17 protein-coding genes and 1 tRNA gene are annotated in these 16,148 nt (G+C 62.9%); 4 read left to right on the forward strand and 14 right to left on the reverse strand.

Annotation, left to right across the window (positions count from 1 at the left end):
* Positions 1–51: 51 nt before the first annotated feature.
* On the reverse strand, positions 52–1,554 hold the full coding sequence (locus Q0L94_RS02100) for a hypothetical protein (RefSeq protein ID WP_296749645.1): 1,503 nt from the start codon (positions 1,552–1,554) through the stop codon (positions 52–54).
* Positions 1,555–1,963: 409 nt separating this feature from the next.
* Between Q0L94_RS02100 and Q0L94_RS02105 the strand changes: the two genes are divergently transcribed.
* The 3 genes from Q0L94_RS02105 to Q0L94_RS02115 all read left to right on the forward strand — a co-directional run bounded on the left by Q0L94_RS02105 (position 1,964) and on the right by Q0L94_RS02115 (position 4,921).
* On the forward strand, positions 1,964–2,272 hold the full coding sequence (locus Q0L94_RS02105) for a hypothetical protein (RefSeq protein ID WP_296749647.1): 309 nt from the start codon (positions 1,964–1,966) through the stop codon (positions 2,270–2,272).
* A gap of 209 nt (positions 2,273–2,481) precedes the next feature.
* Positions 2,482–3,402: a hypothetical protein gene (locus Q0L94_RS02110; protein WP_296749649.1), complete on the forward strand. Its 921-nt coding sequence runs from the start codon at positions 2,482–2,484 to the stop codon at positions 3,400–3,402.
* A 316-nt stretch (positions 3,403–3,718) separates the two neighbouring features.
* A complete protein-coding gene (locus tag Q0L94_RS02115) occupies positions 3,719–4,921 on the forward strand; it encodes a diguanylate cyclase (RefSeq protein WP_296749651.1) in 1,203 nt (400 codons plus the stop codon).
* 58 nt (positions 4,922–4,979) lie between these two features.
* On the opposite strand, the gene Q0L94_RS02120 is transcribed toward Q0L94_RS02115, so the two are convergent.
* Together Q0L94_RS02120 and Q0L94_RS02125 are read right to left on the reverse strand one after the other, a co-directional pair.
* Complete coding sequence (locus Q0L94_RS02120) at positions 4,980–5,453, reverse strand: hemerythrin domain-containing protein (RefSeq protein WP_296749653.1); 474 nt, start codon at positions 5,451–5,453, stop codon at positions 4,980–4,982.
* Between the two features lie 157 nt (positions 5,454–5,610).
* Positions 5,611–6,576, reverse strand: a complete 966-nt coding sequence (locus Q0L94_RS02125; RefSeq protein WP_296749654.1) for a phosphoribulokinase — start codon at positions 6,574–6,576, stop codon at positions 5,611–5,613.
* A gap of 292 nt (positions 6,577–6,868) precedes the next feature.
* Between Q0L94_RS02125 and Q0L94_RS02130 the strand changes: the two genes are divergently transcribed.
* Entirely contained in the window at positions 6,869–8,080 is a 1,212-nt protein-coding gene (locus Q0L94_RS02130; RefSeq protein WP_296749656.1) for an IS4 family transposase, read from the forward strand.
* Between the two features lie 198 nt (positions 8,081–8,278).
* Here the strand turns inward: Q0L94_RS02130 and Q0L94_RS02135 are convergent.
* The 11 genes from Q0L94_RS02135 to ruvB form a co-directional block, all read right to left on the reverse strand.
* Positions 8,279–8,354, reverse strand: a tRNA-Lys gene (locus Q0L94_RS02135).
* Positions 8,355–8,516: 162 nt separating this feature from the next.
* The gene (gene queC / locus Q0L94_RS02140) at positions 8,517–9,206 is read right to left on the reverse strand and encodes a 7-cyano-7-deazaguanine synthase QueC (protein ID WP_296749658.1); all 690 of its coding nucleotides are present in this window, start codon (positions 9,204–9,206) and stop codon (positions 8,517–8,519) included.
* Positions 9,203–9,820, reverse strand: a complete 618-nt coding sequence (gene queE / locus Q0L94_RS02145; protein WP_296749660.1) for a 7-carboxy-7-deazaguanine synthase QueE — start codon at positions 9,818–9,820, stop codon at positions 9,203–9,205. Before queE ends, queC begins: the two co-directional genes overlap by 4 nt.
* A gap of 180 nt (positions 9,821–10,000) precedes the next feature.
* On the reverse strand, positions 10,001–10,777 hold the full coding sequence (gene ybgF / locus Q0L94_RS02150) for a tol-pal system protein YbgF (RefSeq protein ID WP_296749662.1): 777 nt from the start codon (positions 10,775–10,777) through the stop codon (positions 10,001–10,003).
* A 9-nt stretch (positions 10,778–10,786) separates the two neighbouring features.
* Positions 10,787–11,362: a peptidoglycan-associated lipoprotein Pal gene (gene pal / locus Q0L94_RS02155; protein WP_296749663.1), complete on the reverse strand. Its 576-nt coding sequence runs from the start codon at positions 11,360–11,362 to the stop codon at positions 10,787–10,789.
* Positions 11,363–11,461: 99 nt separating this feature from the next.
* On the reverse strand, positions 11,462–12,736 hold the full coding sequence (gene tolB, locus Q0L94_RS02160) for a Tol-Pal system beta propeller repeat protein TolB (RefSeq protein WP_296749665.1): 1,275 nt from the start codon (positions 12,734–12,736) through the stop codon (positions 11,462–11,464).
* 113 nt (positions 12,737–12,849) lie between these two features.
* Entirely contained in the window at positions 12,850–13,704 is an 855-nt protein-coding gene (locus tag Q0L94_RS02165) for a cell envelope integrity protein TolA (RefSeq protein WP_296749668.1), read from the reverse strand.
* Complete coding sequence (gene tolR, locus Q0L94_RS02170) at positions 13,701–14,111, reverse strand: protein TolR (RefSeq protein ID WP_296749670.1); 411 nt, start codon at positions 14,109–14,111, stop codon at positions 13,701–13,703. Before tolR ends, Q0L94_RS02165 begins: the two co-directional genes overlap by 4 nt.
* 128 nt (positions 14,112–14,239) lie before the next feature.
* Positions 14,240–14,932, reverse strand: coding sequence for a protein TolQ (gene tolQ / locus Q0L94_RS02175; RefSeq protein WP_296749671.1), 693 nt, complete (start codon positions 14,930–14,932; stop codon positions 14,240–14,242).
* On the reverse strand, positions 14,929–15,330 hold the full coding sequence (ybgC, locus tag Q0L94_RS02180) for a tol-pal system-associated acyl-CoA thioesterase (RefSeq protein WP_296749673.1): 402 nt from the start codon (positions 15,328–15,330) through the stop codon (positions 14,929–14,931). The genes tolQ and ybgC overlap by 4 nt, the downstream gene beginning before the upstream one ends.
* 2 nt (positions 15,331–15,332) lie before the next feature.
* On the reverse strand, positions 15,333–16,148 hold an 816-nt coding region (ruvB, locus tag Q0L94_RS02185), incomplete at its 5' end, for a Holliday junction branch migration DNA helicase RuvB (protein WP_296749675.1).

Genomic DNA, 16,148 nt, shown 5'->3' on the forward strand with positions numbered 1-16,148 from the left:
GCGTCGCATGGCGGGGCGGAGGGCACGGGGCACTCCGTGCAAACTGTCGCGTCACTGCCAGGGCGTACCATACAGCCGCAGCGTGGCCTTGAAGCCCTTCTGATTCTCCAGCGGAATGGCAACGTAGGGCTTGCCCTGTTCATCCTTCCTGCTTTCGGCAATCCTGTCCTCGGCACTCGACCATCCGCTGTCGGCCAGGACATAGCCCACCCGCCATGACTCGTCGGGCGTGTCGGGAGGGAGCGCGCTGATGACGATGGTGTCGCGGAACAGGTATTCGCCCGGCATGTAATGCTGGTCCACCGAAGATTCTTCCCCCAGGTAGGTCAGCATGGATACCGAAAGCTGAACGGAGAACATCATTTCCTTGCTTCGTTGGGGCCGCTTCGATGTATCCAGGAACACGGAGAACAGGGTGGGCTGTCTCGCCGCCTTCAGCAGCTTGCCTTCCTCGTCGAACAGATCGGAGCGCTGGCGCAGGATGGCGCTGTTGTTCGCAATCGTGCGCCGCGTCAGGTCGAAGTCCAGCGCGCCCCGGGTCGCCACCGTCACTTCGAAGTAGTAGCCCACGCGGGTTCCGAGCAGCTTGCGCACCAGACCGATCGGTGGCAGCGGCAGGTCGTCCACCCACAGCGTACCGTCCACGCGTATATCGCCGAACAGGAAGCGGACCAGATTCTGGAACCCCTCTTCCGAATTCACGATGCCATACGCGCCGCTGTGGCTGCGATGGACATGTGCCCGCGGCGCCTCGTCCACGTAGGCGTTCGAGATCCGCACCAGGCCGTCGCTCAGTTCCCCGGCCAGCAGGCGGGATACGCCTCGCGCCACGTCGTAGTCCTTGCTGTTGGTCCCCACCAGACAGAAGAAGCGAGCCGGATCGAATTTGTTGTCGAGCGAATTCGCGGCGGTTTTCCTGTCCTTGATCGCCAGGTATTCGCGCATCCTGTCGCGGTTGAAATTGTTCATGTCCCACAGATCGAAAAAGCCCGGCACGTTCTTGCCCGCCATCTCGATGCCGTTATGGGGCGTGGCGTAGGTAAACACCTTGTCGACCAGCCTGCGCGCCTCCTTGCTGCCGATCCGGTCGTTCTGCAGAAAACAGCGGCAGACCAGCCCGCCCATGGAATGGGCCACCAGGTAGACCCTGAAGTCGGCGGGCTTCATCTGGCCGCCGCTGCACACCTGATCGCGCACGCGCAGGACCAAGTCGCTCAGCCCCTGCGCCGCCTGCTCGACCGTGGGCACCACGCCAGAGCCGAAGTCCGGATCGGCCACATCGTAATAGCGGTGGATGATGATGCTCTCCGGCGCGATCTGCCCGGTTTCCAGTTGCAGGCCGTCCTGGTAGATGTCCTTGTAGCCCAGCTTCATCAGCCGCACGATGGGCGACTCGAAGAACACCTTGCGTACCGCCCCGTTCCACGCCTGACGGGACTTGGTCGAGCCGCATTCCAGTCCCATGTACGGCGTCGAAGTCGTCTCCGCGATCTCCGCCCTGGTCATCGCGTAACCGCGAACATAGATGATGGGATAGCGCTGCTTGGTGGTCATGGCGTCTTTCCTTGTGCGAAAACCCGCATTCTAGGGCGTTCGACTACGATGCCGTGCAGTCGAGGCTGAAACGCACGCACGTTCTGGCGGCCCGACGCTTCGGCGGGAGCACAGACGCGGCCCATCCAGGGAACGGGTGACGCCCGCAACCAGCGGGATGCCGCCGGGCAATGACGGCTGTCTCCATTACAAGACAGAAAATCTCTTTTTTTAATAACGGCTTGCCTCCAAGCGCCCCTTATCGCGTCGTCTGATGGCGACAAAACGAAGCCTGGCCGACACCGCGAACAGCACATAAACAATTGATAAATAAAGGCTATACAAACATGGCACGGCATATGCTGTAGAAAGCCCGGCTTCTCGACATGAAAGCCTTTATTCAAATCTCATCCATCAAGGAGTATCGAAAATGATGCAGAAAACCCAACCGATCCGCAGCACGCTCTTGACTGTTCTCATGGCCGGCTTCGCCACGGCCGCCTCGGCTGCGGGCGTAGGTGTCAACGCCAATAATGTTGGGGCCCAGGCCGGCGGCAACGCGGAGACCCGCATGAGCCCCGCCGGCAGCGCCAATAGCAACGCCCAATGGCAAGACGGCGCGACCAAGGGGGCAGACCGTGCCACCGAGCGCATGAGCCCGAAAGGCGCCGACATGAAGCAATCGGTCGACGCGGAGCCCGACGCCGCCGGCAAGGCGGCCCTGAAGGGCAAACGCTGACACGTCCCTGCTGCCTGTTGCCGCGTGGCGGCGGCCAGGGAGCAGGGCGAAGCCGCTTTCCAGCCCGGCTGAACGAAGCCGATCCTGTTCCCGGCGGGACCCGGTCCTGCCTTCCCTCCCGGGCAACCTGCCCCGGATTATCCGAAGACGACAGAAGACGAACCCGAGCCCGTTCAACCCGCCCCCTTCGCTGACAGGAGGCACGTTATATGACACGCAGCCCCCATTTTTTCAGTTTCATCCAGACACTCAAGCACATCCTCAGCCACGTCGGCGTCACGCTGCTGGCTGTCGGCATCGCTTTTTCCCTGCCCACACTGGCGAAGTTCATCCTCTTTACCTGGTGGCCCATGATGAAAGACGATTCGCAGCTCCTGCTGATCAATGAAATCGTTTTTGCCGCCGTGCTGGTGCTGCTGTTCAATCTGCTTCTGGGCGCACGGCAGGGACGCCTCAGCTACCGGATGAACCGGCTGGTCTCGCTGGTGCATGTGCGCGAGGAGGACAACCGGTTCTCGCGCCGGATCGACCGCAAGCTGCTCGACCGCATCACCGGCACCCGCGACGTATCGGTGATGTCGGTCACCGGATACGACACCTTCGTGTCGCGCCGGCGCAACCTGCACAACGTAATCGACCACAGCTACGAATTGCGGGTCATGCTGATGAACCCCTATAGCGCCGGCGCCATGCGGCGCATGGCCACCCTGGGCGACCCCGCCCCGCTGCTCGACATCTACTGCCAGGAGACCGCAGCCACGATCGAGCGGCTGACTGCCCTGGCGACCGCAGGCAAGCAGGTCACGCTCAAGTTCTACGAGGATCCACCCTTCTGGAACCTGATCGTTACCGGGGAATACGTGTGGGTGCAGTATTGCCACGACGGCCACGAGCTGCGCAGCCAGCCGGAATACGTCTTCGCGCTGCAAAAGGACCAACCCACGCAAGGTCTGTTCTCGGCGTTCTATGTGCACTTCCTCAACCATTGGTGCGACCCCGGCCACCCGGAATACGACTTCGCTACCCACGAACTGATTTATCGCGACAGCAAGGGCAACGAAGTGAAGCGGCGCCCCTTCCCGCCGCAGGCCGATCGCAGCCAACACCAGGGGATCGTCTTGCTGGCCTGATGCTCGTACGCACGCTCGATCAGGCGTTCACATCGCCGGCGCGGGTGACCCATGCAGACCTGCCCTACTCGCTCACGCCGCAATGGATGCCCAAAAAGCATGCGGGCCGGAACCAGCCGGCCCATGCGGTGCGGTGCGAACGGTATCGACTATGAATTCGCGCGGCGGCGGGTGGGTGTCATCGCAACAAATCCAGTCCCGGCAGCTCATGCGTATGCCCCATCCATGGTCCATGCAGCCTGACCTATATTGGATAAATGCTTGTGCGCAGGCGAAATGACAATTTGCCCTGAAACCCCGTCAGGAGAACTTGCCCTTGGACAACCCTGGCCAACAATCTTCGTATTCCCAGGAACAGGGCATCCTTGTCCCGCAGATTGCGCAGAGCTTTCGTCAGCTCCCCATATCGCTGGTCGTCAATCTGGCCAACGGATTCGTGCTTGCAGTGGTTCTATGGGACGCCGTGCCCGCATCTGCCCTGCTGGCCTGGTCAGGCTTGCTCATTGCCGTCACGGGGGCTCGATTTCTCACCTTGCGGGCATTTACAAACGCCTCCCCCAGGAGCGAGTCGGATCATGCTGTCTGGACAAAGTATTTCCTGGCAGGCGCATGCGCTGCCGGGGTGGTGTGGGGGCTGTCCGGAATTCTCCTGTTTCATCCCAGTTCCTTCCCGCATCAGGTCGTTCTCGCTTTTGTACTGGGGGGCATGGTGGCCGGAGCCGTTCCGCTGCTGTCGTCCGTGAGCCACGCCTATTGGTGCTTCGCCATTCCTGTCGTGGCACCCATCAGCATACGAATGATGCTGGTGGGCGATCGCATCCATCTCGTCATGGGCCTGCTGATGATCATCTTCGGTCTCGCCATGCTCGCCACGTCCGTCCGGGTGCACCGCCTGTTTCGCGACTCGGAAAAACTGCGCCGCGAGCTGTACTCGTCAATCGAGGTGGCGCAGGCGCTGGAATATCTGGTCCGTCTGGACAGTCTTACCGGTATCCCGAACAGACGGCTGTTCGAGGAAGAACTCAGCAAGGAGTGGGCAAGGGCAAAACGCGACAATGCGCCGTTATCACTCATCACGGCCGATATCGATCACTTCAAGGAATACAACGACCACTATGGGCACCCGGCTGGCGACCTATGCCTGGTGGAAGTTGCGCAGGCCATGTATCACACGCTGTCCCGCCCCGGCGATGTGGCGGCCCGAATCGGCGGCGAAGAGTTTGCATTCCTGTTGCCGCAGACTGATTTGAGCGGCGCGATATCCGTGGCCGAGCAGATACGCGAGCGAGTCCTGGCCTTGAACCTTCCTCACGAAGCATCACCCGTGGCAAGGCAGGTCACCCTGAGTTTCGGCGTGTCCTCGTTCGAATTTGCTTCTGTTGCCTCGCCTGCCGATCTGATCCGCACATCAGACGTGGCGCTGTATGAAGCCAAACGCTGCGGACGCAACCAGATTGTGGCAGCCCGGAAAACGGCATCTGAGCTGGATCGCATGATCGAAAAGGTTGGGGGCGAATAAATTTCCAGCGGAGCCGCCGAGCGAAAAACAATTCGGCCCCGAGCCAACTTCTTTTGGTTTATTTCTGAAGCCGACCCTTTGATTCGTCGACGACGGCCCCGGTGGCATTTCGGCGGAAGACCACGGGCACGCCACCGGCTGCCCGCTTTACCATCCATTGCGCCAGTGCGCTGTCCAGATAATCGGCGTGTCCGGGAAACCAGCGCTGCAACTCAGCCGCCAGACGGCGACCGATCTCGACGTTGCCTTGCGCAACCGCAGCCTGAACTTCTTCGACCGAGTGCAGCACCGCATTGTGTTCGTCGATATGACATCCTGCCGCCGGAAAGTCAGTGCTGTTCATCCACAGCGCCTCTTCGTCGAAATGACGCTTTGCATGATCGGCAAACGCGTCGAGGGCACTCGCGAAGTCAGCATCCGAAGCGTTCAGCATGGCGTTGACCGTCTCGACGAACTCGCGGTGCGTTTCGTCCATCTTGCGATAACCAAGCGCGAAAGCGTCGCTCCATACGAACGGGACGTGAGTTGACATTGCGGCTACCCTTGGGATCAACGAGTGGAAATCTTAATATATACCCGAACGAGGCGACGCGCGTCCACATTGTGCGCTGTCCATATTGCGTTCGTTATCGGAGCGTTAACGGTGAAGCATTTGCACCGCACATGCTGGAGGGTAAAACGCGGGCAGTTCACCCTGGCCCCTTTGATTCTCGCTCCGTTGCGGCGCCGCGCGCCTCCATAAATCTGGTCAGAATCGGACCACAAATCATGCCGAGGGCCAGGCGCAGGTCATTGTTAGGAATCACCATCGTGGTCGGGCGCGACATGTAAGCGTCGGGAATGCGCCTGAGCAAATCGGGAAAATCATGGCGCTCGCGGTCGCGAAAGTGGATGACGCACAGCGATTCGTCGGCCAGCGGCACGTCGCGCGCAATGAACGGGTCGGAGGTGTCCACCAGCGGCATGCGCTGGATGTTGATGTCGGTCAGGCCGAACTGGGGAACGATGTAATGGATGTAGTCGTCCATGCGGCGCAGAATCGTTTCCACCGATTCCTCGGGCGTGCACGTGCCCTTCTTGCAGTCGCGGTGGATCTTCTGTATCCACTCCAGGTTGATGGCCGGCGCCACGCCGATCAGCAGGTCCACGTGCTGGGCCACGTCGATGCCCTGGCGACCGACGCGACGGTCGATCTCCGGCGGAAAGTGGCGCGAGTCGACCTTGCGGCGCGTCCAGGTGTTGGCCATCAGGCCGCCATGCTGCCCCTCGTAGAACAAGAGATCGCTGCCCGGCTGCAGGGGCGCCCAGGGCGTGAACTCGCCCGCTTGCACCCCCAATTCCTCGCCGTGCCCGGCAGTGTGCGCATACTGGCGAACCACCCCGCTGCCGCATTCGCCATAGGTCCTGAAAAACGACTCCAGTTCCGGGAAATGATTGCACTCGGGCCCGAACCAGGAAATCTTGCGGCCGCTGCCCCGCGCTTCCTCGAGCAAGGCGGTGAACTGCCGATCGGTATAACGCCGGAACCCGTCGCCATGAACGATCGCGGGTTTGATGTTCTGGCGCTCGAAAATGAACTTGAACGCGTGGCGTATCGTGGACAGGCCAGCACCGGACGAGCCGGTGACAGCAATGATGGGATGCTGCTGGGACATGTTCGGTTATTCCCCCGGATTGGCAGAAGGCAGCAGAGCAGAAAGTTTAACCCGCGCATCTCGCGAAGAACAGAACCCGAACATCGCGAGACCCGGGACCAGTCAAGCGCTGGCACCCATTCGAGCCCTGCCTCTTGGTTCACTGCGTGTGAAATGGAGTCCGACCCTGAGGTTTCCCCACGAATATGACTTGCATATCAATTGGTTAAGCGGTAGTTTTCAGTAAAAACAGTGCATGCATGGCAGCGATTTAGTTTCCTTGAGGTGTCGAAGCCGCCAAGGAGATCGTGCCATGCACACACAGACCATCGTAGCGCAAGTCATGCAATGCTGTTTGCCACTGATGCACGCCGCGCGCTGGCGCGCCCTGCATGATGTGGTGGTCTCTTCAGTAAACGGCCATGCGCTCAGCCTCGTTGCCCTGGCCGTTGGCACACCCCGCACAACCAACGTGCGGCATCGCGTTAAATGCGTGGACCGACTGCTGGGCAACAACCCTCTCAAAGCGCACCGCTTCGACCTCTATGCCGCGCTCGCGCGGCAGTGGCTGACGGGTTTGCCGCAACTCCTCATTGTCGTGGACTGGTCAAGCCTGACAGCGGACATGCAATGGCATTGGCTACGCGCTTCCGTCATCTGCAATGGCCGCTCGATCACCCTGTACGAAGAGGTTCATCCCCGCAAGAAGCTGGGCAGTCTTGCGGTGCATACGCGCTTCATCAAGCGACTGGCACAACTCCTCCCCCAGAGCGCGCATCCTCCCATCGTCATGACCGATGCCGGGTTTCGCAATCCTTGGTTCCGGCTGATCGCAGCGCAAGGCTGGCAATGGCTTGGGCGGGTGCGCAACCGGGATTACGTGCGCAAAAGCAATACAGATGACTGGCTGCCCGCAAAGCTTCTATATGGACAAGCACGCACCGTGGTGGCAGACCTGGGGGCATTTGAAACGGTACGTAATCGTCCGCTCACGTGCCGTCTGGTGCTGGTCAAGCATTCACCCAAAGGCCGTAAGCATTGCTACGCCAGCGGCAAGGAACAGAACAACAGCACGGCCAATAAATGCGCTGCGCGTTACCGCGAACCCTGGTTGTTAAGCTGCTCGCCGAGCCTGGGACATTTGAGCGCCGAGGCGGTGGTCAGACTGTATGCCCAGCGTATGCGCATTGAGGAAGCGTTTCGCGACATGAAGAATGTCGTTCTGGGTGCGGGGCTGACGTTGTCGAGAAGCCAGGGACAGCAGCGTTTGCAAGCGCTGCTGTTGATTGGTCATATCGCACAAATGGCTAAACGGCTGATTGGCGAGGCCGCGAAGAGCGCGCAACTGCATCTGCAATTGATGAGCACGTGCCGTAAAGACCGGGCAGAACTATCGGTGATGATGCTGGCAAAGCGCGTGATCGATTCGCCCACGCTGCTGCGGAAACTCAAAGCTCCGCGGCCTTATTGGTACGTGTTGCGAAGTCAGGTGAGCGCCGCAATCAACCGCGCCATGGCGGCGTGATTCGTGGGGAAACCTCAGGGTCAAACACCATATTCCGCCCCCGTCTTAATTCGGACTACAATCGGTCTTGTTCACGCTCGACCAGCCAAGTGCAAACTACGTATCGTCGAAACCTGATTTCCCAAGCCCCGGCGCCAAACAATTTCGACATGGCGCACAAAAGCAAAAAGCCACGGTGAACCGTGGCTTTTTCAATTCTGGTGGGTCGGGCGAGATTCGAACTCGCGACCAACGGATTAAAAGTCCGCTGCTCTACCGGCTGAGCTACCGACCCGTGGATTTGGCTTGAACTGCGTGACAGAAACCGTATCCGCGAAAGCGCGAAATTATATCTGAAGCTGCGCGGCCGGGTAAAGCCCTATGATGGTTTTTGTAAGGAAAACCCGTCATGCCGTCCGGCCCGCAGGCTGGATACGCGGGTGGAAAGCCCGATCGCTCAGGCCGAATCCGCGGGGATTGTTTTATAGCGCGTGGGGTCGGACACCCCTGCCTGCGCGAATCCCTGGCGACGCAGGCGGCAGGCATCGCACACGCCGCAGGCGCGCCCGTCGGCATCGGCCTGATAGCAGCTCACGGTTTGTGCGTAATCGACGCCAAGCGCGACGCCGCGCTGGACGATCTGCGCCTTGGACAGATGCTGCAGCGGTGCATGGATGCGAAGCTTCGCGCCTTCGACGCCGGCACGGGTCGCCAGGTTGGCCATGCGTTCGAATGCGGCGATGAATTCGGGACGGCAGTCGGGGTAGCCGGAATAATCGACGGCATTGACGCCGATGAAGATGTCGCGCGCCCCCAGGACTTCGGCCCAGGCGAGCGCCAGCGCCAGCATCACAGTATTGCGCGCGGGCACGTAGGTGACCGGAATGCCCGCGGTCGGGTTTTCGGGCACGGCAATGGCCGCATCGGTCAGCGCCGAGCCGCCGAAATCCCCCAGCCCCAGCCGCACCACCCGATGCTCGGCGGCCCCCAGACTTGCGGCCAGCCGCGCCGCGGCGGCGAGCTCGGCATTGTGGCGCTGGCCGTAGTCCAGGCTCAGCGCATGGCAGGCGTAACCGGCCTCGCGCGCGATCGCGAGCACGGTGGCGGAGTCCAGCCCGCCGGAAAGCAGGATGACCGCGGGTTTCATTTGCCCGGCACGTTGCCCCACAGCACCTTGTGCAACTGCACCTGCAGCCGCACCGGCAGCCGGTCGGCCAGGATCCAGTCGGCCAGTTGCGCCGGCGGCAGTTCGCCCTGCACCGGCGAAAACAGGATCGGGCAGATCCGTGCGAGGTTCCGGGCCTGAATGATCTCGCGTGCCCATTCGTAGTCGGCGCGGTCGGCCAGGACGAACTTGATTTCGTCGTGCGGTGTGAGATGGGCGAGGTTCTCCCAGCGGTTGCGCGCCGCCTCGCCCGATGCCGGCGGCTTGATGTCGACGATGCGCGACACCCGCGGATCGACCTTGCCGATATCGAGCGCGCCGCTGGTTTCCAGCGACACCGAATAGCCGGCGTCGCACAGCACGGCCAGCAACGGCAGGCAGTTTTTTTGCGCCAGCGGCTCGCCGCCGGTGACGCACACCGTGGGCACGCCGTATTCCGCCACCCGCGCCAGCAATGCGCCCAGGGTCACGGTTTCGCCCCCCTGGAAGCTGTAAGGCGTGTCGCACCAGCGGCAGCGCAGCGGACAGCCCGACAGGCGGATGAACACCGTCGGCAAACCCGCGCGGCTGGTTTCGCCCTGGAGGGACAAAAACACCTCCGTCAGGCGCAGCGTAGTAGCGGGGGCATACGATTCCACATGGGCTTCAGCGTCTTCATGTTGCCGCTCGGTCGACCCTGCCGCCGCGGTCTCCCCTGTATGCCCTTCAGGATACTCGCTGGAACAAGCACGGCCTGCCTCTGGCGGGCGGAGCGTAACGGGGCCGGACACGGGAGCCTACTTGAATGCGGCCAGCCGGCGGGTGGCGATATTGGCCGCGTTGGTGCCGGGATATTTGGCTACCAGTTCTTCGAGCGTTTTGCGCGCGCCGTCGATGTTGTCGAGCGCGATCTGGCTGGCGGCGATATTGAGTTGCGCGTCGGGCACCTTGGCGCTGGCGGGATAGACCGCTACCAGTTTCTGCTGGTGCGCCAGCGCGGATTTGTAATCCTTCAGGGCGTAATACGAATAGCCGATCCAGTATTGCGCATTGGAGGCCAGCGCGCTATCGGGATACGCCTTGAGAAAGCCCTTGAATCCGGCAATGGCGCCCGCGTAGTTGGCTTCGCGGAAATGGCCGAGCGCCGCTTCATAGCCGCGTGCTTCAAGTTGCGGATCCGGCTGTGGCGTGGCGGCGGCGGATGCGGGTGCGGCGGCGACCGGTGCGGCAGGCGCGCTGGAGGGTTCCGCGGCAACCGGCGCCGGTTTGGCTGCTTTGGCGAGGTCCGTTACGCGCTGGTCGAGGTCGACATACAGGTCGTTCTGCCGCTTGCCCAGCGTGTCCAGCTGGTGCGCCTGGACTTCCGCCTGACCTCGCAGCCGGGCGATTTCGGCCTTGAGCGTTTCGACTTCCGTCAGCAGACCCAGCAATTGCTGATTTTGCTGAATCGCACCCTCCAGCTTGCCGATGCGGGCATCGAGCGCCTGCACCTGGCGGGCGAGCTCGGCGGTGTCCGCCCGCGCCGGCTGGGCCAGCGCGAGCACGACGGAAGCGAGAATCAAACCGTAGCGCATCAAAACCGCTTACTCGTCGGCATACACCACATCGGTGCGGCGGTTCTCGGCGTACGCTTCCTCGGTGCTGGCTTCATTGCGCGGCTTTTCCTCGCCGAAGCTGACCGCTTCCAGCTGCGCTTCGGCCACGCCCAGCACGCCCAGCGCCTTGCGCACCGCTTCGGCACGCTTTTGCCCCAGCGCCAGGTTGTATTCGCGGCTGCCGCGTTCGTCGGCATTGCCCTGCAGAATCACGCGCGCATCGCGCTTGGACAGCAGATAGCCCGCATGCGCTTCGAGCACCGGACGGTATTCGGCCTTCACCACGAAGCTGTCGAAATCGAAAAATATGCTGCGGGTAGACAGCGGGCTGGCCGGGTTCTTCCGCGGATCGCCGGCATAGCTGCCATCCAGCGCGCTGCCCGCCACGCCCGCGCCACCCAGCGCAGAGGTTTCGGTGCCGGCGGCCTTGCCGGCAGCGGCGCCCTGCCCGGCACTGGCAGCGTTGCCGCCGGTGCGGTCTTCAACGGTTGCTTGCGTGCCGCCGGTGGTGCCGCACGCAGACAGGGTCAATGCCAGCAGAATGGGCCAGAAAATCTTGTTCATCAGTCTCTCCTCCCTATTAATGAAAACGGTTTGGCGCGAGAGCGGCATGGGTTTCACCCCCCGCAGCGTCCCTCGCCTCGAAACAAATATACCCGGCCCTCATGGTCCCCAGGCCGGTTCGCGGGCATCGACGCCCGACTCGGACAGACGCGCGCGCGTTTTGCCATCCAGGCTCACCGTGCCCAGTATCCCACGTCCACCCTCTACGGTGGCATACAGGACGGCCTGGCCATTGGGCGCAAAGCTGGGCGATTCGTCACGCGCGGTATCGGTCAGCACACGGGTCTGTCCGGAAGCCAGTTCATGCAGCACCACGCTGAACCGCCCCCCATCACGGCTGATGTAGGCGAGGTGCCGTCCATCCGGGCTGATCGCGGGGGAAACATTGTAACTGCCGTTAAAAGTCACGCGTTTGGGTTCGCCGCCGCTGGCCGCCATACGATAGATTTGTGCGCTGCCGCCGCGATCCGAGGTGAAATACAGGGTTTGCCCATCGGGAGAAAACACCGGCTCGGTATCGATATTGCCGCCCCTGGTCAGCCGGGTAAGCCCACTGCCGTCGGCGTTGATCAGATAAATCTGCGACGCCTCGTCGCGCGTCAGCACCACGGCCAGGCGCCTGCCGTCGGGCGACCAGGCCGGCGCCGAATTGGAGCCCTTGAATGCCGCTAGCTTGCGGCGGGCGCCGTCCTGCAAGGACTGCACATACACAATGGGCTTCTTGTCTTCGAACGACACGTATACCAGGCGGCTGCCGTCGGGCGAGAACATCGGCGAAATCAGCGGCTCGACAGAGCGCACGACGGTGCGCGGGTTTTGTCCGTCGGCATCGGCCACGCGCAACTCGAAGGACTTGCCCTGCTTCTGCACATAAGCGATGCGGCTGCCGAATGCGCCCGGGACGCCGGTCAGCCTTTCATACACGATATTGGCAATCTGGTGCGCTGTCGCACGCCATTGCGCCGCCGAGATGGTGTAGCTGTAGCCCGCCAGCTGCGTCTGCTTGACCACGTCGAGCAGACGAAAACGGATTTCGAAGCGGCCACCTGGCAATGCGGCCACCTGGCCGATCACCATGGCGTCCGCCCCCTTGCTTCGCCAGGCATCGTAGTTGACTTGTGCGGACTCGGCCGGCTGCGGCATCCCGCCGACATCCACCAGCCGGAATTGGCCGCTACGGTTGAGGTCGTCCCCCGCAATCTGGGTCAGCGTGGGCACAGGCTGGCCCGGCGCGGCCTTGAACGGCACCATTGCCACCGCGATCTTGTTGGCCGCACCGCCGATCACCTGGATTTCCATCGCCGCCCGCGCAGGGAACGAGGCGCCCAGCAAGGCAAAACACAACAGAGGCAACAGCAAAACAGCACGCAACATGGGGACTGGAATCTCGATCAAAAGCCCTTGATAGGGTAGGTCAGTTTAGCATAGGCCGCATGCCGGGCTTTTTGCCGCGCGCCGCCTGCGGCCTTGCGCCGGACGCATCCGGCTCACTCTTTGGGGCGATGGACGAAAGAAAGTTCCGGCACGAATGCGGCGCGTGCGTCCCGATCGGCCGGCAACGGCAGGGGGGAGGATTTTTCGATGGCGCGCACCACCGCCTCGTCGTACGCCGCATTCCCGCTGCTCTGCGTCACCCGCACGCTCTGTACTTCACCGGTAGGCAACAACCTCACCGCGCAGCGCACTTCAGGATTGCCTTGCAGGTTGTCGGGCAGCCGGGTATTGCCGCGCACCTTGGCGCTGATCTGGTCGCGGTGCTGCCCCACGACGCGCGCCAGTTCGGCCTGCCGCTTGCCGGCGGCGGCACGTTCCGCGGCCTGTTTCATGGCCAGCGCCGCGCTGGCCGCCTCCTCGTCCGCCGTCCGCTGCATCAAATCCTCTTCCATCTGGCGCAGCAGCTCACGTTTTTTCTGTTCGGCCAGCTGTTTTTCGCGCGCCTTTCTGGCAGCCTCGGCGCGGACTTGCTCTTCCTCGGCCTGGATGGCCTTGAGTTTTTGCAGGCGCTCGGTTTCGGCCTTCTTTTTTTCCAGCGCAATGTCGGGGGCCTTGGGCAGCGGCGGCTCGTCCACCACCGGCTTGGGTGCGGGCGCGGCCTTGACCGGCTCAGGCGTTTTCACCGGAAGCGGGGGCGGCGGCTCGGGCGGCTTGGCCGCGACGGGCGGCACGACCTTGGGCAGGGTTTCCCACAAATCGACCATCACCGGCGCGGGATGCTGGGTCTGCCATGACACGCCGAACACCAGCAGCAGCACAAAGACGGCGTGCACACCCAGCGCCAGCACGCCGGCCGCAAGGCGGGGAGCCGGGCGGGAGACGGAAGGCGCGTCTGCCGGAAGGTTCATGGGGCCGGACGGGCAAGCAGTCCGATGCGGGTGATCTGCGCCTGCTGCAAGAGCGTCATCGTATTCATCACTTCCTCGTAACGGACATTCTTGTCCGCCGCGATGACCACCGGCTGATCCGGCAAGGCGCGATGCAGCGCAGCGATTTCGTCCGCCAGCGCCGATTTCGTCACCGCCCGCGCGCTGCCGCCGGTCGCGCGATTGCGCAGCTGATATTCACCCGACTCCTTGATGATGATTTCCAGCGGTTGCGCCGGCGACTGCGCCGTCTTGCCGACGCTCGGCAGGTCGACCTGACCGGGGTTGATGAAAGGCGCTGTCACCATGAAGATGACGAGCAGCACCAGCATCACGTCGATCATCGGCACGACGTTGATCTGGGCGACCTGTTTGCGGGTCCGCGCCATGCTTTAACCCAAATGTCGCATACGCGACACGTTGCCCCCCTCGCCCGCAAGCGGGAGAGGGCGGGGAGAGGGAACGGACATGGCAATCTGTACCTTCTTCGTTTCTGATTGCACCAGCGCCATGTCCGTCAGACCGCCTTGGTCGCCTGCCGCTGCAGGATGTTGGAAAACTCCTCCATGAAGCTTTCCATGCGGTTGGCCAGGCGGTCGATGTCGTGGGTGTAGCGGTTGTAGCCGACCACCGCGGGGATCGCGGCGAACAGGCCCATCGCGGTGGCGATCAGCGCTTCGGCGATGCCAGGGGCGACCTGCGCAAGGGTGGCCTGGGCGACGCTCGACAGCCCCATGAATGCGATCATGATGCCCCACACCGTGCCGAACAGGCCGACGTAGGGCGACACCGAACCGACGGTGGCGAGAAACGACAGGTGCGATTCCAGTCCGTCGAGTTCGCGCTGGTAGGTGGCGCGCATGGCGCGGCGGGTGCCGTCGACGATGACGTTGAGCGACAGGCCGGTCTGCCGCCGCAGTTTCGTGAACTCGCGAAAACCGGCCTCGAAGATGCGCTCCATTTCGCCCGCATCCTCGCGTTCGGCGGCCACCCGCTGGTACATGGCGTTGATGTCGCCGCCGCCCCAGAATTCGCGCTCGAAACGGTCGGTCATGCGCTGCGCGCGCTTCAGCGCGAACAGCTTGATGAAAATGAACCACCAGGACATCAGCGATGCGCCCAGCAGCAGCGCCATGACGATCTGCACCGGCAGCGAAGCGTTGAGGACGAGGTGGAACAGCGAGAGGTCTTGGCTGAGTTCGGGATTCACGTCGCTTGGGTCAGGGCTTGAAGTAGGGGCGCAGGCATTTTAACGGCTTTGAAGCGTACCGCATCGACGCAGGCGAGCGTCACGACGGCCTCTGCCAGACGGGTTGGGCCGCGCAGAAGTTCCTGCCGCACGCTGAGGCTGGCACGTCCGGCCTCGTGCAGCGCGACCGACACATCGAGCTGGTCGTTGAAGCGCGCCGGCGACAGATAATCGATTTCCACCCGCCGCACCACGAACACCACCCCCGCCTCGGCGCGCAGCACGTCCTGCTCGAATCCCTGCGCACGCAGCCATTCCGAGCGCGCACGTTCCATGAATCTGAGGTAGTTGGCGTAATACACCACACCGCCGGCGTCGGTGTCTTCCCAGTACACGCGCACCGGCCAGACAAACGCCATGCTCAGAACAACTCCGCGCCGGATTCGCCGGAAGGCGCGGCAAGCCCGAGATGGCGGTACGCCAGCGGGGTGGCGATACGGCCGCGCGGGGTGCGCTGCAGATAGCCCTGCTGGATCAGGAAGGGTTCGAGCACGTCCTCGATGGTGTCGCGTTCCTCACCGATGGCGGCGGCGAGGTTGTCCAGTCCGACCGGGCCGCCCATGAACTTCTCGACCACCGCCGACAGCAGTTTTCTGTCCATCACGTCGAGTCCGGCGCGGTCGACATCCAGCATCACCAGCGCCGCATCCGCCACCGCGCCGCTGGCCTGCCCATCCGCCTTGACCTCGGCGTAATCGCGCACCCGGCGCAGCAGGCGGTTGGCGATGCGCGGGGTGCCGCGCGAGCGGCGGGCGATTTCCAGTGCGCCCGCCGCCTCCAGGTTCATCTGCAGCAGGTCGGCCGAGCGACGCACGATGAAGCCGAGTTCTTCCGCCGTATAAAACTCCAGCCGCGCGACGATGCCGAAACGGTCGCGCAGCGGGTTGGTGAGCATGCCGGCGCGGGTGGTGGCGCCGACCAGGGTAAATGGCGGCAGGTCGAGCTTGACCGAGCGCGCGGCGGGACCTTCGCCGATCATGATGTCGATCTGGAAATCCTCCAGCGCCGGATACAGCACCTCCTCGACCACCGGGCTGAGCCGGTGGATCTCGTCGATGAACAGCACGTCGTGCGGCTCCAGGTTGGTCAGCAGCGCGGCGAGGTCGCCGGCACGTTCCAGCACCGGTCCCGAGGTCTGGCGCAGGTTGACGCCCATCTCGCGCGCGATGATGTGCGC

Source organism: Thiobacillus sp. (assembly GCF_024708915.1).